Consider the following 21,295-nt stretch of genomic DNA (forward strand, 5'->3'; position numbering starts at 1 on the left):
CGCATGATGCGTAGTTCACTGGGCACACTGATCGCAATCTCCCTCTACTGGCCCGGTTGGTTGTGTTCGGACGTTGTGTTCTCGGCCGAGTTTTCGTCGCAGCATTTGGCATTCTTCGAAAAGCAAATCCGTCCGTTATTGGCCGAGCACTGTTACGAATGTCATAGCCATCGTGCAAAACGTCTCGAAGGTGGTTTGTACCTCGATAGTCGCGATGGGGCATTGACGGGCGGCGACTCCGGTCCGTCGATCGAACTCGGTCAACCTGATGAAAGCCAACTGATTCAGGCTATCCGATATGAATCGTTCGAGATGCCGCCGCGTGGGAAGTTGAAGGCGTCGGAAATTGAGGCTCTTGCGAAGTGGGTGAAACTTGGCGCTCCCTGGCCGGATGAACCTGCCCCAACCGCGACGAAACAGGTGGAAAAATTTGATTGGAAAGCTCGCAAAGCCGCTCACTGGGCCTGGCAACCGATTCAGAAGCCCGTCGTCCCCGAGATCACACAACACAATTTGCCAGCCGGTTGGCCGCAGAACGAGATCGATCACTTCGTGCTGCAGAAACTTGCGAACCGTAAACTCAATCCGTCGCGAATGGCCGACCGCCGAACGCTGGCTCGGCGATTGTATTTTGATTTGATCGGGTTGCCACCGACGCCCAGGCAGTTGCAAGAGTTTCTCGATGACGAGTCGTCCAACTCTTATGAAAACTTGGTCGACGAATTGTTGGCTTCTCCGCACTTTGGCGAGAAGTGGGCACGGCATTGGATGGACCTTGTGCGGTACGCCGAGACACACGGCCACGAGTTCGATTACCCGATTCACAACGCCTGGAAGTATCGGGACTATCTCATTCGGGCGTTCAACGCAGATGTGCCTTACGATCAGTTTGTTCGTGAGCATATCGCAGGCGATTTGTTAGCCAAGCCGCGTCTGCATCCGACCGAGAAGTTCAACGAATCCGTGATTGGCACCGGCTTTTGGTTTCTACACGAAGCAACGCACGCGCCGACCGATGTACGCGGGGATGAAACGCTGCGGGTGGAAAATCAAATCGACGTGTTCTCGAAGACGTTCCTCGGTTTGACCGTCGCGTGTGCCCGCTGTCACGATCACAAGTTTGACCCGATCCCCACCACCGATTACTACGCCCTCGCCGGTTTTCTCCAGGGAACTCGCAAAGCGGACGCCGCGTTAGATCATCACGGCCAAACCGCAAACGTCGTTGAAAAACTCAAGCAGTTGGCGACTGCCGGCGAGAAGTGGTTGACCGAGAACGATCAGTGGTTAGGCGGTATCAACAAACCCGACGAAGTCGCTCGTTATCTCACCGCAGCCCGTGACGCCTGGAAACAGAGCGATGACAAATCCGGTGAAATGCCCGCCGACGCTGCGATCACAACAGCGGCGGATGATGCCAACGTTCCTGCGGAAACACTCAAAGCATGGCTCCGGTTTTTGAACCCGGAACTTGCAAAGGACATCGCGCACCCGTTCTCGGCATTGGCCAATATCGTCCGTAGCAACGATGAACAATTCAAACAGCACGCCGAAAGGTGGAAACGGAACTCCATCGAAATAACCGGTCGAAGACCGACAAGAGCGGATACGGACCTGGCTTCGGCATATTGGTTTTTACCCAATGGCTGGCTGAGTCGGCAGACTGCCTTTTGGGACTTGTCAGGAGATCGGCTCCGGTTTGTCGAGCCTTACGTGTACCACAGCGGATCGTTGAGCAACCGGCTTCGAAAGCAACTTCGCACACACACGTTTGAGCTGACGCACGACAAAGTCCAGGTTCGATTGAACGGTCGTCGAGTGACCGTGCGGCTGATCATTGATGGCTACCAAATGGAGCCGTTCAGCAGCCTGCTATTCGGTGGCACACGCGTTAGCAACATCGACACTAAGGGCAAGTGGCAGTGGATCACGCTAAACAGCAGCGCCTATCGTGGACACAAAGCCTATCTGGAAATTCTCGATGACGGTGATGGAGAATTCAGTGCGGGAAGTCAGGTCTGGCTTTCGAACGACGGCATGTTGGAGAACTACAACTCACATTTTGGCGGTGCCAGCTACCACTTGGGACCAACCAAGATGGCCGAAGAACTCGCAGAGAAATGGGCAAAAGGTGTCAATAACTGGCGAAGCACACCGCAACCTAGTGATCACGTCATTGTGCAAACCATCAACGAAATGATCGAAGCCGGGATTTTGAATGACTCGCCGCTGCCGCTGAAACCGTTTTGGGAGAACCGGCGAAAACTTGAATCTGCGCTACCCGCTCCCGATTTAGTCCTCGCTGCCGCCGATGGCACCGCGGAAGACGAACACGTTTTCATCCGAGGCAGCCACACGAACCTGGGCGACGTCGTCCCTCGTCGATTCTTGATCGCAATCGCCGGTGAGGATCAAAATGCAGTGCAAGGACATACGTTTCGTGGCCCTGATGGAAGTGGACGGCTCACGTTGATGAGACGTTTGCTGGACGAGTCGAACCCCTTCCCCGCACGAGTGCTCGTCAATCGGTTGTGGCATCATCTGTTCGGTCGTGGGATCGTAGCGACTGTAGACGACTTCGGTGTGATGGGCCAACCACCGTCGCATCCGGAGTTACTCGATTGGCTCGCGAATGACTTTCGTGAAAACGGTTCGTCGATCAAACATACCATTCGAAAAATCGTGCTGTCCGCCACGTATCGACAGGCAAGTCACCCGCAGTCGGGTGCGGATGCAGTCGATCCGGACAACCGATGGTTATCGCGGCAGAACATTCGGCGATTGCCGGCCGAGTCGATTCGGGATGCGATTCTCACCGTCTCCGGACAGCTTGATTCTAAGCAGTTTGGCCCGAGTGTGCCGGTGCATCTCACACCATTCATGCAAGGACGTGGTCGACCGGGAAAAAGCGGTCCGGTCAACGGTCACAATCGTCGCAGTATATATCTGGAAGTGCGACGAAACTTTCTGACGCCGATGCTCACGACTTATGATTTTCCGTCACCATTTAGCACTATGGGGCACCGCACGGTCTCGAACGTGCCGGCTCAAGCACTGATGCTGATGAACGACGAATTTGTGATCGAACAGTCGCGTCATTGGGCGAAACGATTGCTCAACGAGAACTCGACAAGGGAAGAACGCATTCAAGCGGCCTTCCAGGAAGCATTTTCTCGAGAGGCAACACCCACCGATCTGGCGAACATCTCGCAATTCTTGGAAGTCCAGGCGAAAACCCACGACCCGGACGCCGACAAGTTGCAAGTTTGGACAGACCTTTGCCATGTGCTGCTGAACATGAAGCGTTTTGTCTACATTCACTAATCGCGTGGCTCCGCCGCATCGAATTGGAACACTCGCCATGCATTGTCGAAATTTCATGTCGCAGCCGTTTTCACGTCGTGAGATGCTCTCACGCTGCGCGAATGGCTTCGGCACGGTCGCACTCGCCGGTCTATTGGCCGACGATGCCCAAGCCGACTCGCGTTTCCAACCGGTTTCGCCACTGGCGCCCAAGGAACCGCATTTCACCCCGAAAGCGAAGAGCGTCATTTATTTGTACATGGACGGCGGGCCGAGCCAGGTCGACACGTTCGATTACAAACCGGCGCTGGCGAAATACAACGGTCAAGACCCCCGGCAAGCCATTGGGAAACTGCAACCCACGCAGTTTGACAACATTGGCAAGATCCTGCAGTCGCCGTGGAAGTTTCGACAATACGGCGAAAGTGGGACTTGGGTCAGCGATTTGTTCCCGCACGTCGCCAAACATGTCGACAAGTTATGCGTTGTCAAAAGCATGGTGTCGAATTTCCCCGAACACACCTTTGCGAATTACTTCCTCCACACTGGTAGTGGACTCCAAGGTCGACCGAGCATGGGGGCGTGGGTTGGGTATGCCCTGGGGAGCGAAAACCAGAATCTCCCGGGCTTTGTTGTCCTCAATGGGGGACTCATTCCGCCCGGCGGCCTGGACAACTTCGGCAACGGATTTCTACCGGCGGCGTATCAGGGATCGGTGTTCAACTCAGGTTCATCGCCAATCCCCAACATCAGTCGTCGTGAGAAAACCGACATTCAGCAACGCAATAAGTTGAATTTGCTTCGTTCGCTCGATGAATCCAGCGTGCGGGAAATCGGCCGGACCAGTGAATTGGAATCGGCGATCGCGAATTACGAAACCGCGTATCGAATGCAGGCGGCTGTCCCGGAACTAACTGACCTCTCCGGTGAAACCAAGCAAACCCTACAAGATTACGGCTTCGAGGCCCCCAAGACTCAGACGCAAACGTTCGCCCGGCAGTGTTTGCTCGCTCGGCGGTTAGTCGAGCGCGGGGTGCGTTTTATCGAATTGACCTGTCCTGGTGGCAACGGCGATCGCTGGGATCAACACAATAACCTGCTCGATGGCCACACCAAAAACGCAGAAACCGTGGACCAACCCATCGCCGCCTTGCTGAACGACCTCGATGCTCGTGGATTGCTGGAATCCACTCTAGTGATTTGGTCAGGAGAATTCGGTCGAACACCATTCGCTCAGGGGAGTAACGGGCGTGACCACAATCCCTCGGCGTTCACGCTTTGGATGGCTGGCGGTGGCGTTCGTCCTGGTATCAGCTACGGGCAGTCTGACGAGTTCGGTTACAAGGTGATCGAAAACCGCATTGAAATCCATGATTTGCACGCCACGATGTTGCATCTGCTCGGCTTAGAACATACCAAAACCACCTTTCGATTTAGTTCACGCGATATGCGTTTGACCGACGTTCATGGTCATGTGCTACACGACTTGATCGCGTAAATCCGATCCGGGACGTGCAGAATCGGTAAAATCGGATGAGTTGTTCGGAATTCTCCGACGTTTGCCGATGTCATTGGCATGACGCTTCGAATTTCTCTTATTTGGCTTCTATTCGTGTGTGGTTGCAGTGAGGAATCACTGGATTACACCGAAGTCAAACGTATCGACGAGCCAGTCTCGGCCGAAGAGTTGAAGTCGATCCTGCGAATTGCTCGACAACTCCCGGAAGAACGCCTTCCCAAACTTCCGCCCATCTTTACGCCGCCCTCTGCCTGGCCTCCGGAACGAACGCTCTCCGTGAAGGAACTCGTCGCCGAAGACTTAGATACGATCCGCCGACGGAACGATGTGGAAAAAGTCGCGGAATCGCTGGGGAACAACCGACGACTTGATGAACTCCTGCGAAAAGAACGGATGACGCGAGAGCAATTCGTGGGACTGTATCTAACGATCGGGGTCGCGATCAGTCGCACGGCCATTGCCGAACCACCAGACTTCGACGAACTCTTACGGAAAGGCCGCACAGTTTTGCGGTCGTTGCAAAAGGATCAAACCTCGTTTGCGGCGTATTCCGAGGAGCAGCAATTCTTCGTTTTGCAGCAGGCCAAATGGTTGACTCGGATGGATCGGGCTGAAAAGTTGAGTCTGGTGCCCTTGGAGAACCTGCAACTAGTGGAAGACCACAGCGATTTACTCCTCAAAATCTTTCCGATGGAACTACAGCAAGATCCATTGCTTGCGGTCATCAATCCGAGCGCGGAACTTGGAACGCCATTCGAGGATACAGCCGAGTCGGGGTTTGACGAAAAGATTCGCTGGTCACGCGAGAATGCCATTCTAGGTTCGGACGCTCCACTAGTGAGGGAATGACGCCCCCCTTTGGGATGATCTGTCGTTCGACTGCGTGCTGAGTTGTAGTCTCACATCGCTCACGTCACCTGCCAAATTGACAGGACGAATTCGTCACATATCAGCGTAACCGACACGCTGTCAGCAACAGTCACGGCGACTGATGATTGTAACTCTTTGACACACAACATCTTGTGTCATTGGTCTGGTTTGGGCACGCTGTTCGCTGTGTCGGGGGCCGGGTGGCGTTGTAGCGTGAGTGCCGCCACTGTCACGATATCGTAGCTTAGAGAACGACAAGAAAAGGAGAGGTGTCGATGGCCAAGGCGTCATCCGCGACAAAAATCAAACTGGTGCCGCTTGGGGAGCGGGTTGTCGTCAAACGGGCTGCAGCGGAAGATACAACTGCAGGCGGAATTGTGCTGCCAGAATCTGCGAAGGATAAACCGCAACGCGGTGAAGTCGTCGCGGTTGGGGAAGGCTACACGAAAGGCGATGGCACAAAAGTCGCCTTGACCGTCAAGGAAGGCGACAAAGTCATCTTCAGCTCGTATGCAGGCGAAGAAATTGAAGTTGGCGATGAAACGCTGCTGCTGCTTCGCGAAGGCGACATCTTGTGCACCTTGTAAGTAGTGGCCGGTTCAAATCCCCTCGGACTTTCACTGACACTGTTTGCATCTTCTGACAACACATAACGGAAATGGACTACGAACAATGGCAAAAATGATTGCATTTGATCAAGAGGCGCAAGAATCGATGCGTCGCGGGATCAGCAAGTTGGCGAAAGCGGTTCGCGTGACGCTTGGTCCTCGTGGACGCAACGTGATCATCGAAAAAAGCTTCGGCAGCCCGACCGTCACGAAAGACGGCGTGACCGTCGCTCGCGAAATCGAACTCAGCGATAAGTTCGAAGACATGGGCGCTCGGATGGTCCGCGAAGTGGCCAGCAAAACCAGCGACGTTGCTGGCGACGGCACCACAACCGCGACAATCATGGCCGAAGCCATCTACAACGAAGGCTTGAAAGCCGTCGTTGCGGGCGTGAGCCCGATCGAAATGAAACGCGGCATGGACCAAGCCGTCGCCGACATCACCGCGAAACTTCAGAGCATGGCTATTGAGTGCCGTGACAAGAAGTCGATCGCTCAAGTCGGAACCGTGGCCGCTAACGGCGACACGGAAATCGGCAAGAAACTCGCCGACGCAATGGAGCAAGTCGGCAAAGACGGCGTGATCACCGTCGAAGAAGGCAAAGGCCTAGAGACCGACGTCGAACAAAAAGAAGGTATGCAGTTCGATCGCGGCTACCTGTCACCTTACTTCGTGACCGATTCCCAGTCGATGACCTGTGAACTCGAGGACTGTTTCGTTCTCGTTCACGAGAAAAAAATCAGCAACATCAAAGACTTGGTGCCCGTCCTTGAAAAGGTCGTGCAAGCCGGTCGTCCGTTGTTGATCATCGCTGAAGATGTTGAAGGCGAAGCCCTCGCAACGCTCGTTATCAACAAACTTCGCGGCACCTTCAAAATCGCCGCTGTCAAAGCTCCAGGTTACGGTGATCGTCGTAAAGCGATGCTGCAAGACATCGCCATCATGGTCGGTGGAACTGCCGTCTTCGAAGACCTGGGCATCAAACTCGAAAACCTCGAACTCGCGGAACTTGGTCGAGCGAAGAAAGTCGTTGTCGACAAAGACAATACGACGATCATCGAAGGTTCAGGCGAAACCGACGACATCCGGGCTCGGATCACTCAAATTCGTCGGGAATTGGAGAACTCCACCAGCGACTACGATCGTGAAAAGCTCGAAGAGCGAATCGCGAAACTCTCGGGTGGTGTGGCTCAAGTCAACGTCGGAGCCGCCACCGAAAGCGAAATGAAAGAGAAGAAGGCTCGCGTTGAAGACGCCCTGCACGCGACCCGTGCCGCTGTCGAAGAAGGCATTCTGCCCGGTGGTGGCGTGGCCTTGCTGCGAGCATCATCGAGCGTGAAGCCCCGTGGTCTTTCCCACGATGCAAAAACCGGCTACGACATCATTGTTCGTGCCTGCCGTGCTCCGATCACCCAAATCAGCAACAACGCCGGCAAAGACGGCAGCGTGATTTGTGAGAAGGTGCTCGAGAACGACGAAAACGCAAACTTCGGCTACAATGCTGCTGATGACAAATTCGAAGACATGGTGAAAGCCGGCGTCATCGATCCTGCGAAAGTCACCCGCACCGCATTGCAAAACGCAGCCAGCGTTTCCACCCTGTTGCTCACCAGCGATGCACTGATCGCTGAGAAAGCCAAAGACGACAAGGGCGGAGCTGAAGACGATAGCGACCTCTACTAAGTCATTCGACGAGATCAGTAACTGAAACTACGAACCGGTGTCACCTCGATGCCGGTTCGTTTTTCGTCAATGACAAAGAAAAAAGTGAAATTTCTTGAAATTTTTACGGAATGCTGACGATTCGTCTGAACATTCCTCGTGATTTTGCAATAATATACGGTATCTTGCAGTGGGTATTACCGACTCACAGGCACCAATCTTCACTTGGACAGGGTTGTATTTCTCAACCGATCCCGTCCAAACATCAACATCTACTTTTAAGGAGACCAACAATTCCGCAACAACAGCAGCGTGTGAACGAGCAAATCCGTTTGACTCCTGTCCGAGTCGTTGATCAAGACGGAAACATGCTCGGCGAGATGGCGACCAAGGACGCATTGACAATGGCCCGTGAAGTTGGGCTGGATCTCGTGGAAGTGGGGTCGAACGCCAGACCTCCTGTTTGCCGAATCATGGATTACGGCAAAGTTCAGTACGAGAAAAAGAAGAAAGCAAACACAAAGACACACCGCACGCAACTCAAACAGATCCGGTTGCGGCCGAAAATTGGCGATCACGATCTCGAAGTGAAAGTGAACCGAGCGAGAAAGTTCCTGGAAAAACACGATAAAGTGAAAATCAACGTGTTGTTCCGCGGACGTGAGAACGCCCACCGAGACTTAGGGCGGGAAATGCTCGACGAGATCATTAATACGCTCGAGGACATCGCTAGTGTCGAGAAACCCCCGGGCATGGAAGGACGCATGATGAGTGCCGTCCTCGCTCCCCGCTAATTCTCCGATCTGAGAATACGCTGCACATCAATGAAAAAGGCTCCACAGGGTGACTTGTGGGGCTTTTTTTGCGTGGTTAGCGATCGAACGCGTCCTAGATATAGTCGAACAGTTCAAGCCGGCCAATTTGAACCGTTTTTCGAAATTTCTCGACGGGAGAGAGATTATGGGAACAAATCCGGTTTGATTGACGGTCTAATGACAAAGAGACCGGCTAAACGGTTGTTCTCTCAAGAGTTCTCGATCTTTGATCTTAGCAGCATGCGGGGTAAATGGTGTTCGCTCGAACCATTCGCGCTGGATTGTGTTTCTACTTAGTGGTGCGTTTCGGGTGCGATCCGCTTTTTGCGCAGGGACAACGACTGACTGTATCCCCAGACGGTGTCGTCGTAACAAAGTCGGCGGAAGCTCCATCGCAACCAATGGCAAAGCCGATGCCAAGCGGGGGGCAAGAAACGCCGCCGAAGACCGATGAAAAGGCCCAGGGCGAGACGAAACCCGAGGATGCCAATCCGAAAATTATCCGACGCGACGAAGTTCCCGCACCGTCTGCCGACCCGAAGGAGTTAGACGTTCAGCCGAATAAAGATGGCATGGTTTCGTTTAACTTTCAGGGGCAACCCTGGCGGTCGGTCTTGTTGTGGGTTGCTCGGATTTCGAATTTGAGTCTCGATTGGCAGGAACTCCCCGGCGATCACTTGAATCTACGAACGCGACGCGAATACACGGTCGCCGAGGCCCGTGATCTGATTAATCGTCACCTGCTCGCTCGTGGGTTCACGCTCTTGCAGCAAGGCGAAGTTCTCTCGGTAGCCAACCTCAAAAAATTGGACCCTAGTTTGGTCCCATATGTTCCAGTTGCCGATTTGGAAGACCACCTGCCGCATGAATTCGTCAAAAGCACGTTTCCGTTAGAGTGGTTGACCGCGGAAGCTGCCGTGACGGAGTTCAAACCGCTGCTCAGTCCAAACGGGCAGCTGATCAAGTTGGCTGCAACGAATCGTGTTCTGGCGATCGATGCGGTCGTCAATCTTCGACAGATGGCTCAATTGCTCGAAGAGGAACAAGAAGGCCGTGGGCAACAACGGCAAGTGCGATCGTTTTCGTTGAAACACATGCGAGCCGATGTCGTCAAGACGCAGTTGGAGGGGTTTCTCGGACTTGAGGAGAAGAAAGCGTCTGGGCCGTTAACTCCGCAACAACAGCAACAGATGATGATGGCTCAGCAGCAGAGACAACAACAAGGTCAACCGCCACAAACGCAGAAGAAGCCTGATATCTCATTATTGGTCAATTCCCGCGAAAACGCCATCATCGTCTCGGCACCACCAGACAAAATGGCGGTCATCGCGGAAACAATTGACATGCTCGATGTCCCTTCTGCAAGCGAACAAAGTCTGCTGCGAAATATGAATCGCATGCAGGTCTATCGACTTGCTCAACTCGATCCCGAACCGCTAGTGAAGGTGTTGTCCGAACTTGGCGACTTGGACCCGCAAACCCGTTTAGAAATCGATACCGACAACCGCTCGATCTACGCATACGCCAGTCTCGCTGATCATGTCACCATTCGAAGTTTGATTGACAAACTCGATGGGACCGGCCGGCGGTTTGACGTCATTCGGCTGCGACGGTTGGAAGCCGACTATGTCGCCGGCACCATCCGGTTCATGATGGGCGGCAAAGGCGAAGAAGACGAGAACCAGAACAATCCATTTCGATTCTTCGGTTATTCCCGCTACGGGTCTGGTCAGCAGGATAAGAAGGACGACGGGGAGTTCCGGGTCGACGCCGACATTCGCAATAATCGACTGCTACTGTGGGCCAACGATGTCGAGATGGAGGAAGTTCGCAATCTTCTGATGAAACTCGGGGAGATTCCATCGAAGAACGGTGACCGTCGACCAGTTCGTGTGTTAGACGTTTCGCCCGAGGAATCCGAAGAGTTGTTTCGCCGATTGAAGAGCGTCTGGCCTTCGGTCCGAGAGAATCCGCTACAGTTCGACGAAGCTCCGAAAAAGGAGCAGACGCCCACCACGACGAATCCCACTGCTCCAACCACGCCCTCAGTCACCGCGCTACCGTCAGAACCCCAAACACAACCAATTGGGATTTCACAGACGCAGGAACATCGACGCAATCACGAACCCATCGCTCAACTTGATGGGCCGTTCGATCGCGGCAACCTTCCCGAGCGTTTTCAAGAGCCGAGCAATGACACGCCGGTTCGAATTTACCGGTCTCCTGATGGACGTCTCGTGATCGGTTCCCAAGACACGGGGGCGTTGGATGATCTCGAGGATTTAATCGCAGACCTCAAGCCCGAACGTCCGAGCTACCACGTTTTTCATTTGAAGCATCACAACACTTGGGCGTACGAGGTCGCGTTGAACCTGGAAGACTTCTTCGAAGTCGAGCAGGAATCGTCCTCAGGACTGAGTTACAGTCCGTACTTCGGCATGTATCCCAGCAGCAAGAAAAGTACACCGCCACCTTCGCTGTCGCAGCGACGTGAGTTGAAATTCATCCCGGATTCCGATTCCCATACGATTTTGGTGTTGGGAGCGGACCAGGAACAGCTGAAGACGATTCAAGAGTTGATCGACATTTATGACCAACCCGATTCGCAGGAATCGGCCTCGGTGCGACGCACAAAACTTTTCTATCTGAAATACGCAGAAGCCGAGACCGTCGCGACGGCTATCAAAGATGTGTACCGCGATTTGCTCAGTTCCAACGACCAAGCGTTTCAGAGTGGGAATCAAAACAAAGGCGAGCAACGACCGGCCGAACGCAGTTACACGTATATCTTCGGGGGTGAGAACGGGGAAGAGCAACCGGAACCGCCGATCAAATTCAAAGGGCTGCTTTCGATTGGTATCGATAAAAAATCGAACACGCTGGTGATCTCCGCCTCTGGCGGTCTACTCGATAGCATCGGGCAACTCGTGGAACAACTCGATCAGGCGGCGATGTCGAATGCGATTGTCCGTGTCGTCCCGCTTGATCCTACGGTGGACACGTCGCTGCTGCACAGTCACCTCGCGAAAATGTTGGAAAGCCGACGCAAGAATGACCCGGAAGCTGCACGTCCCGATCGACCTGATGGTGGGCAACCGGATGGCAATGCCAACCCGAACGGCAACAATCGACAGCCAAACCGCAGTTCTGCAGGACGCAATTGATTGAGCAGATGGCCGGTCTCGATCTGTTTCTCTGACGCGACAATTTCTCGCCAGTTTCACCAAGAGTTACAATCGCTTGACTCGATCGAGCGAAATGCCGTTGTCCCGAAGACTCCGCCGTCCTTCCCTCCGTGCGCGGCTATGCTTCATGCAATCCCACCACGATTGTCTTCTGTTTGAAGACACGACAGTGGGCTCGTGAAGCGCAAGTTGGAGGGTCTGCAGTGGTATCTCGGCGATGGGCAATCCTGTGTGTTGGTGTGTGTATCGGCGGAATTGGTTGCTTAGGGCTGAGTTTTCTGGGGCTCGGTCTCGGGGCACATGCGGAGGCGCAAAGTCACGGCTACGACCCCGTTGATCGGCAGTATCAAGAACTAGCCCACACGAGCGACCCGTTGATCATTGGTGGCCAGCGTCTTGCGAAAATCGCAAAGTTGGTCATGCCGAGCGTGGTACACATTCAAAGTGTGCGATCCGGTGAACGAGGCGGGCAGGTCGAAGAAACCGGTTCCGGTGTGATCATGTCGGACCCGAACGTCACCGGATTATTTGTCGTGACAAACCGTCATGTCGTCGCGGATGCAAAGCAGTCGAACATCTCGATTCATCTGCACGATGCGAGAGTCATCAGTCCGACACGTGTATGGACGGATGAAGCAACCGATGTCGCTGTGCTCCTGCTCGATGCCACCGATGTTCAAGCGGCCCGGTGGGGCGACAGTAACAGTCTTGAGATCGGTCATATGGTTTTAGCCGTTGGTAGCCCATTTGGTTTGAGTCAGTCGATCACGCTGGGAATCGTCAGTGCGAAGAGTCGTCGATCGTTGAAGCTCGGGGAAGGGAGTTCTGTTTTGAACCAGGATTTTCTCCAGACCGACGCCGCCATCAATCCAGGCAACAGCGGCGGACCGTTGATTGACTTGAACGGGAACGTAATCGCGATCAATACCGCCATCGCATCGAGCAGCGGGGGCAATGATGGAATCGGTTTCAGTATTCCGATCAATCTCGTACGAAAAGTCACCGATCAACTGTTGCAGTACGGTCGTGTCCGGCGAGCATATTTGGGCGTCAAACTTGATCCCAATTTTGATTCCTCAACCGCTCGCCGACTGAAACTCGGTCGCATTCGAGGCGCCCGAGTTCTCGAAGTTTACCCGAATACTCCCGCATCTCAGGCTCAATTGCGGTTCGACGATGTCATTTTGAAAGTCGGAGGGACGCTCGTCCAAGACGAGAACCACCTGATCAATCTTGTCAGTCTCACACCAATCGGTCACCGCTTGCAGATGGAGATTGTTCGCAATGGGCAGAACCAGACTATCGAAGTGTTGCTAGCAGATCGGGATGAACTTTCTCAACGATCGACGCAACCCGCATCGAATCGCAAGACTGGGCAAACGCGTCCGCAGGTACGACCACAAAGCCTGAGACTGTATCGACTCGGACCCGAGTTGAGTCACCAAATCGGCTTCGGGGAGACCGCACGCGGATTGATCGTGATGCAGATTGACGATGCACATCCCTTGGCTGAGAGTCTCCGGCTGTACGACGTCATTGTGGAAGCGGCCCGGCAACCTGTGACCAGTTTGAGCGACTGGGAGCAGATTATCGCTACCAACAATGAGTCGTCATTGTTGTTAAGAGTTCGGCGGGTGAACGGGGCGCATGTCGAAGAACGACTTGTCCTCTGGGAAGCTGGTACCGCAGAGTCCGACTGTACTCCGGCAACGGTTGATCTGTGATAACTGCGAAGGCATCAACGAAAAAACGGCGGCTGAAGGATATCGAAAAATCCCTCAGCCGCCGTTGTGGTTATTGCGAGTTGCTTAGAACTCTTGAGGTACGCCGAGGAGCAGTTCTTCCTCTTCCTCTTGGATGATGATCCGCGGAGTGACCATCATCATCAGGCTTTCGGTCTCACGACCGACACCCGTGTTTTTGAACAGACGACTAATGTAGGGCAGCTTGTTCAAGATCGGCACACCAGCCATGTTACGGCCTTCCCGCAACCGTTTGACACCACCCAGGAGAACGGTACCGCCGTCGGGCACGCTGACGGTTGTGGTCACGTTGACGGTTTCGACAACCGGTTGTTGAATCGTCAACGTTCCGGTTCCGCCGCCGCCTTGGCCGAGGTTACCACCTTGGCCGACTTGACCGCCTTGGCCGCCGATTTGACCACCTTGACCGCCGATTTGACCGCCTTGACCACCAATTTGGCCGCCACCCACGCCGCCGCCGACACCGGCGATCCCGCCGATTCCACCAGCACCGAATTGGGCACCCAGTTGCGATGGCAGGCCCATCAGCAGGTTAGTTCCGGACATAGGACCACCACCGATCCCACCAATCCCGAGTTGACCACCACCGATCTGGCCGCCGCCGCCGAAGCCGCCGCCACCAAGACCACCGCCACCAAGGCCGCCTCCGCCGACACCACCGCCACCGAAGCCACCGGCCGCACCAGCTTGACCGCCACCTTGGCCGATCCCCAATTGACCGCCACCGGCAGTTCCGACGTTAGCAGCACCGTTGCCCGCAGCCCCACCGGCACCACCGGCGAAGGAGAAGGTAAACACGTCTGTCAGGTTCGAGAACACGGGGTTCACAGTCAGTCGCACGAATCGTCGGTCGGCCGAGACCACCGCCGAAACCTGCAAGGTCGTTCCTTCTCGCACCACAGTAATTTGCGGTGTGAACCCGACGGAGAAGAACCCGACGGTCGGAATCAAGCTGGTCACGAATGGACGGTCCACAGAGCTACTGACAGTCGCCGATTGGCCGTTGAACAGCGTGACTTTCGGAGCGAACATGATGTTCGTTCGCTCGTCGACTTGAGCAGCTCGGATGAAGAAGAACGCTTCGATATCGGTGAGGATTGCGAAACCAACTTCGATCCCCGCTTGCGGGTTGAAGTTCCCGAAGTCCGGGGCACCCAGGTCGAACGAACCTTGTTGGAACCCGATGTCGAGGTCCGGCGTGAAACCGCCTTGGCCATCGATACCGGCAACAGTTCCGTTCTTCGGCCAGTCATCCAGAGCAGGCACCGCAACGTTAGTTGGGGTGTCGAACCGTGTCCCCTGCAAGGTATTCGCCAAGTTACCGGCAGCTGCGTTGTTCCCGGCGTTGCCTTGTTGGTTCTGGTTCTGGTTTTGTCCTTGGTTCGTTCCCGTGCCGCCGGCTCGTGTACCGAAAGCTGGTAGGCCAACGGTGTCACCTTCGACGTTGTCTTGGACGTTGAAGTCGAAGTCGACCCCGATTTGCTCCGCGAATCGGTCAGCCACAGTGATGAAGCGAACTTCCACGGTGACTTGCAAGTCTTGGAGACGACGCAACTGTTCGAGCAAATCCCGAATTTCTTCATGAACCGCTTGAGTCTGCCGAACGACGAGGCTCAACGTGGTTTCGAACGAGCGGATGTTTCCGCCCCCAGCAGCTTCTTGCCAAGAACCTGGTTCGATGGTGGAGATGATCAGGTCGGTCAGCGTGTCGAAGTCGAACGCGGATGCACCGCCTGCCATCTGACCCGCACCATTTGGGTTGGCCCAGGGGTTAAAGCTGGCCCCGCCGACTTGGTCGCCGACTTGGAACTGCCCACCACCAACTGGTTGCAAAGCACCCGCCGGAGGAATGTTGTAGTTTCCAGCACCGTAGAAGTTCGGTCCCATCCCAGCGACACCGGAAATTCCTGCCAAAGGACCCGACGGAGCGGAGTTCGGAATCGGTACGACCAAGTCTGCCACTGGGTAAGTGCGGACTTCCAGTTTCCCTTGAGCCCGAATTTCACTGGTGATTTTGAGGACTTCGTCTTCGATCAGGTAAGCCAAGTGACGGCCACCGAGCATCAAGTTCAACGCACTTCGCAGCATAATGCCGTCGACGTGAATCGTGACCGGCGTATCGGCCATCACACCTTCTTCTTCCAGACCCAATTCGTCAACAACGATGTTGACGCCGGTTGTCGTCGCGATATGAGCCAAGACTTCCTGAATTGGGACGTTATCGAAGTGCAATGAGATCGGTCGTTGCAGGCTGCGTTCGATCTGCTTTTCTTGTTCGGTCTTGATGCGGTTGTCCGCACTGCCGTACTTGCTGCGACGCTTCGAAAGTTCTTCCCAGTTCTTCGGGAAGGCAATCGAGTCACCGGCAACCGGGTTGACCATCGAACGTTCGACGTCATTGAGAGTCGTCCAATAAGACTCGTCCATGTCGTCACGCAGTTCTTTGTTCGCAGCATCGCGACGAGCAATCTTGGCTTTGAAAGCCATCGTGACCGTAACCGGGTTTTCCGGATCGAGCACCTGAGCTTGTTTGGCGAGCACTTCGGCTTCGGCAAAGCGTCGTTGCTTGAAGAGTTCGTTGTACTCTTCCACAAGAGCGGCAAGTTCTTGCTCGACGCGGATCTTGTGTCCCATTTCGGTACGGATTTTTTCCTGCACCTGACGGTTTTGTTCTTCCAAAGCCAGAATTGGAGCCCGTTGTTTTTGGTACTCTTCAATGTCGGCTCGGCTTTGACGAAGTTGACGCAACAACGGTTTCACCTGTTCGGGTGAAAGTTCGGTGCTGGCACAACTTGCGGTGGCCCGGTCGATAACTTCGAGGGCTTTGGTCGAATCTTTCTCACGAAGTCGGTCGGCTTTGAAGACCGCATTCATGACTTCCGATCGCAACTTGTCGTAGCGAATCGTCATTTCTTGTTGAGCGGCGTCCAATTGCGTGGTCGCACCCAAGCCAGGTCCAATCGGCTTACCTTCGCCGAGTTCCGCACTCACCTGACGAATGCCGCCATCGGCATCTGCTGGTTGAGTCTTCGCGTGAGACCGCAATGCTTGAAGCATGTCCTGCAGTGTTTGCGACCGCCAGGGGTCCATTTGCTGACCGGTGCGATAGCAACTCAGGAAGGCATCGTAAGCTTGAGCGGTGTCGCCGTCGTTGAAGTGTTTCATTCCACGATCGAACAATACAACCGCCGACACACCCGAAGGCTGAACCACCGCTTCGACAACTTGGGCGTCGATCGATTCATCAGGAGTGACTGGTGCCGACTTCGGCTTGTTAGCAAATGGATTAGCCGGGGCTTCGGCAGTTTCAATCGGTTGCGGCTTTGGCCCGGTCGATGGCTTCGATTCGAACGGATCATTGCCGGCGAACGGATTGTCAGCAACTTTGTTTGAAGTTGGTTCCGTCGTAGGCGTTGTCGATGCTTGCAGGAACTTCCGATTTTCAACGTACCGAGCAACGGTGTCCGGTGTTTCGTCGAATGGATCGTAGGTCACGTCGAGCTGACGAGCTTCGGCAATCTTGGCGTCGGCTGTCGCGAAGTCGCCGGTTTGAGCGGCTTTGCGAGCATCGCCGAGCAACTCACGAACTCGCGTCCGATTGGCTTCCGCTTTCGGATCGACGGTGGGAGTCGTCGGTTTCGATGCCAAGTTGTTGGCTTCGAGAAGTTTGATTTGAGCGAGAATCTCGAAGGGCTGAACGTCGAACCGATCGTAAGCGACATCCAATCGCTCAGCTTGTTGAGCTTTCTCACGGGCAGCTTCGAAACGACCAGCAACGATGTCCTGCTGAGCCGATTTCAACAATTCCGCCGCTTGTTGCTTCTTCGCAGCAACTTGTGGGTCGCGTTGAATCGTCGCCGGAGCAGCGGCTTCCTCGGTCGCGGGAGTTTCCGTTGCAAACGGATTCGCGGACTTCTCAGGCTTTGTTTGATCCGCCAGAATCGCTGTTGTGGCAGACTCTTGACCGATCAGTTTCAGAAGTTGCTCAGGAGATTCCTCGAACAGAGTGTAAGAGGCGTTCAACTGTTTGGCCTCGATTGCGTAAGCACGGGCTTGGCCCATGTCACCCATGTCGTAGGCTTTCCGAGCCGACTTCATCAACGCCAACGCTCGCTCTTTCGGAGTGGCATTTGGTTTGGCTTCTAATGTCTGAAACTCGGCAACGGGCTCTGCAGCAGTTGAAGCTGACTCAAGGGTTTGAGCAGTCATCCGAGAGAACGGATCGCTGTTTTCTTTGGTCACCGGGCGTGCGGCCGGTCGACGTTGAGGAACCGGCAGACCACGCAGTTGAGCGATGAACTCTTCGGGAGTTGCTTCGTTCGCGGCGAAGTCAATTTGATGCCGACGCGACAAAGTGGCCGCCGAATTGGCAAACCGCAATGCCGTGCTTTTGCGTCCTTGACGGGCAGCCAATTCCGCGCGGCTCATCAAAGCTTGGACTTGTTGAACAACCTGGGGATCAACCGCAGATCCACCTTGGCTCAGTTTCGCTTGAGCTTGGCTCAATTGATTCTGTAGGTCTTGTTGCTCGAAACGATTCAGTTCGCCGCGTGCACCTTTGGCGGCTTCAAGCAATCGTACTGCATCGGCATACCGACCAGCATTGAATTGTTGAGTGCCCGCGGACAGCAGTTCCCTAGCTGTCGGCCCGGCGGTCGATCCTTGTGACGTCGCCTGAGGAAATGCTTCCTCGCGGGCGGATGCCAGTTTCGTCGGTCGGTCGGTATTGGCCAACCAGACGGCCACTCCGACAGCCGCACTACATGTTAACAGTCCGATGAGCTTGCCCAACGCTAGGTTCCTCCTGAAGCCTTGATTCGCAGATGTCGACTCGACTTCCTTGCCGCGTCGGCTAGGACTGATGCACGCCCGAGCGTGTCGTTCCCAGCAACCGTTTTCGATAGCTCTTCAATACGTCACAAAAATTTGGATCGGTCAATCTTCGTAATTGTGTTTGAGCCGACCTGTTCGAGGGCGCGTGATGTCCGCCCAGACGAGTTGCGGATAGATAGGTGATGCTACGAAACAGGTCAAGACCGTTTCTGGCAAATCTTGGCAGTTTCCGGGTGAGCACTCATAACTCGAACTTCCGCCAATCGTTCTGCTCGATCATTTCCTGCACGACGCGACGCAATCGCTGGTCTTCAGGAATGTCGGCTGGAGATTCAAAAATATGAATCTGCTGACGACTGCCGGTCTCCCGCGGTAGGTTTTCGGCCCAATGGAGTTCCTTGGAACATTGCAACTCATCGGCAATCGGCGAGAGACGTTCGATCAGCGAGCGTGTGGTGTCCTCGACGGACCGTTGGCGGTAACTGTCGCTATCGACGAGTTTCGCTTCACTGCCATAACGAGTCGCACGCCATTTGTTCTGTTGCACCATCATCGGATGGTACTCGGCGAAATACGTTCCCTCGTCGATTTGCCGATCGATGGCGGTCACCAAGCACTGCACCAGCGCAGTCAACGCAAGCACTTGCTTCAAGTTCGCTGGTACATCGCAGACACGGATTTCCACGGTGCCGAAGTTATGATGCGGACGGATATCCCACCAGATTTCGCGGATGGTGTTGATGAAGCCGGTGTCCATCAGGTGGTTGATAAGCCAAACATACTCGCTCCAGTTCCGCATCTGATGGGGCAGCCCTGCGGTCGGCAAGTCTTCCATGATTTTCGATCGACTCGACGCCAAGCCCGTGTGTCGTCCGTTCCAAAATGGCGAGTTCGACGACAATGCCAACAGCAACGGCAAATGCCGGAGCATGCGATCGCAGATCATGACGGCCTTGTCACCGGAGTCGACCCCGATGTGCACATGCAAACCAAACGTGACCAAACGTCGCGCGACGTCCTGCATCAAGTCGACGAGCAGAAAATACCGGTCGTTGACGGTAATCTCTTGGTCTTCCCAACGCGAAAATGGGTGGGTGGCGGCCCAGAGAAGTTTCAGCCCCTCAGAATCGGTAACCCGCTCTAATGCATCGAGAGTACGACTCAGGTCCTGCCCAACATCATGCACCGTATCGCAAACGCCGGTGTTGATCTCTAAGTAGCTTTGCATCAACTCCGGTTTGACACAGCGATGAAGATCCTCAGGCAGTTTTGCAAGGACCGCTTCGATCGCTGGGCGTAACGCAAACGAGTTTTCATCGACCAGTTGGAGTTCGATTTCAACACCGATCGACGGCCGATCGTTACGAGTAAACCTGAGAACGGACATGGAGAACTCCACTGCTTCCGCGAAGATGAATCGACCGTTGTCGTCCGACTCACGATCTTACCATGCCCGGCGGGAAAAAATTACCTCGTGGCGACTGTATGGGCTAAATGGATGGCCGCCCGCATTAGCAATCGTGAACCCAATTGCAGTGTGTGTTCGTCGATATCGAAATGCGGAGAGTGCAGGTACGGGTTCTCTCGATCGGCGAAGCCACACCCGAGTCGCAACATAGCTCCGGGAGCGTAAGCCAGGTATTCCGAGAAGTCCTCGCCGCCCATACTCGGAAGCGTAATGCTTTCGAGATGCTCGACGCCCAACACCTCTCGCGATGCACGTTCCAAAGCCGCAGCGCATTGCGTGTCATTGACGACGGCCGGAACCGGATTGATAAACCGACGCCGAATTTGCACACCGGTGGAAATCTCGATTGCGGAACAGAGACGATCCATTTCCGTCTTGATCGTTTCACGGATGTCTTGGTTCGTTGTGCGAAGTGTACCGGCGATCTCGACGCGATCGGGAATCACATTGGAAGCACTCCCGCCGGTGATACGACTGACCGTGAGCACCGACGGAAGCCGTGCGTCAACGCGGCGGGGCACGATTTCATAGAACGAACCTACCAACCGAACCGCCGCAGCAACCGGGTCGATGGCTTGGTGGGGACGTGCCGCATGTCCGCCGCGACCCTCGACACAGATTTCGAACTCATCACAGTTGGCCGTTAGCACTCCATAACGGATGCCGACACGTCCGCATTGGCGTTCCGGGTCGACATGAACACCGAGAATCGCGTTGACCCCGTCCATTGCACCGGCGTCGATCATCCACTTCGCGCCGCCGTCGGATTCTTCAGATGGCTGAAAAATCAACCGAATACGCATCGCGTGCTCCGGTTCGACATCACGCAATTTCGAGGCGTTCAAACCTGCCGCCAACACGATCGCCGTATGAGCATCGTGACCGCAGGCGTGCGTGATTCCCTGGTTCTGCGAACGGTACTCGACGGCTTTCATATCCGTCAGTCGCAAGGCATCGATATCACACCGCAAAGCAATACACGGGCTTCTCGGCCCAGGGGACCCCAGTTCCAAGTCGGTGAAAACGCCCGTCTTCACATCTTTGTTGCTACGACAGATGCGTGGCTGTAAACCGGCCTTGCGGATGTGCTCCGCAATGAACTCGGTTGTGGCGACTTCTTGCCCGCTCGGTTCCGGGTTGCGATGCAAATGCCGACGAATTTCGATCTGATTTTGCGCAAACCCGTCGAGTAACTGATCGTATTGATCAAGCCAATTGATCGAGGCCTCATGACTTGAATGCGGATTTCCAATGTCCATTTGAAATGG

The 21,295-nt window shown here is 54.7% G+C and carries 10 protein-coding genes and 1 pseudogene; 8 read left to right on the forward strand and 3 right to left on the reverse strand.

The features are described 5' to 3' along the window. The first annotated feature begins 3 nt into the window (after nt 1-3). From AC5DDB_RS15765 to AC5DDB_RS15800, 8 genes are all read left to right on the forward strand, one after another. Complete coding sequence (locus AC5DDB_RS15765) at nt 4-3,324, forward strand: PSD1 and planctomycete cytochrome C domain-containing protein (protein WP_491740696.1); 3,321 nt, start codon at nt 4-6, stop codon at nt 3,322-3,324. A 55-nt stretch (nt 3,325-3,379) separates the two neighbouring features. Further along, a complete protein-coding gene (locus tag AC5DDB_RS15770) occupies nt 3,380-4,801 on the forward strand; it encodes a DUF1501 domain-containing protein (protein WP_491740697.1) in 1,422 nt (473 codons plus the stop codon). Between the two features lie 78 nt (nt 4,802-4,879). Further along, nucleotides 4,880-5,671: a hypothetical protein gene (locus AC5DDB_RS15775; protein WP_491740698.1), complete on the forward strand. Its 792-nt coding sequence runs from the start codon at nt 4,880-4,882 to the stop codon at nt 5,669-5,671. A gap of 296 nt (nt 5,672-5,967) precedes the next feature. Continuing rightward, nucleotides 5,968-6,279 (forward strand): co-chaperone GroES, encoded by a 312-nt coding sequence (locus AC5DDB_RS15780; protein WP_491740699.1) that lies wholly within the window; start codon nt 5,968-5,970, stop codon nt 6,277-6,279. 85 nt (nt 6,280-6,364) lie between these two features. Then, nucleotides 6,365-7,984, forward strand: a complete 1,620-nt coding sequence (gene groL, locus AC5DDB_RS15785; protein WP_491740700.1) for a chaperonin GroEL — start codon at nt 6,365-6,367, stop codon at nt 7,982-7,984. A gap of 272 nt (nt 7,985-8,256) precedes the next feature. Beyond that, nucleotides 8,257-8,757, forward strand: coding sequence for a translation initiation factor IF-3 (gene infC, locus AC5DDB_RS15790; protein WP_491740738.1), 501 nt, complete (start codon nt 8,257-8,259; stop codon nt 8,755-8,757). Between the two features lie 272 nt (nt 8,758-9,029). Next, nucleotides 9,030-11,942, forward strand: a complete 2,913-nt coding sequence (locus tag AC5DDB_RS15795) for a secretin N-terminal domain-containing protein (protein WP_491740701.1) — start codon at nt 9,030-9,032, stop codon at nt 11,940-11,942. 224 nt (nt 11,943-12,166) lie between these two features. Continuing rightward, on the forward strand, nt 12,167-13,687 hold the full coding sequence (locus tag AC5DDB_RS15800; protein WP_491740702.1) for a trypsin-like peptidase domain-containing protein: 1,521 nt from the start codon (nt 12,167-12,169) through the stop codon (nt 13,685-13,687). A gap of 84 nt (nt 13,688-13,771) precedes the next feature. On the opposite strand, the pseudogene AC5DDB_RS15805 reads toward AC5DDB_RS15800, so the two are convergent. The 3 genes and pseudogenes from AC5DDB_RS15805 to AC5DDB_RS15815 form a co-directional block, all read right to left on the reverse strand. Continuing rightward, nucleotides 13,772-14,047: pseudogene (locus AC5DDB_RS15805) on the reverse strand (secretin GspD/PilQ domain-containing protein); the annotation flags it as partial. Between the two features lie 4,753 nt (nt 14,048-18,800). Beyond that, nucleotides 18,801-19,946 carry a carboxylate-amine ligase gene (locus AC5DDB_RS15810; protein WP_491740703.1) on the reverse strand — a complete coding sequence of 382 codons (1,146 nt, stop codon included), beginning with the start codon at nt 19,944-19,946 and terminating at the stop codon, nt 18,801-18,803. A gap of 80 nt (nt 19,947-20,026) precedes the next feature. Continuing rightward, the gene (locus AC5DDB_RS15815) at nt 20,027-21,286 is read right to left on the reverse strand and encodes an amidohydrolase (protein WP_491740704.1); all 1,260 of its coding nucleotides are present in this window, start codon (nt 21,284-21,286) and stop codon (nt 20,027-20,029) included. Nucleotides 21,287-21,295 lie beyond the last annotated feature (9 nt).

The sequence above is a fragment of the Thalassoroseus sp. genome (assembly GCF_984380535.1).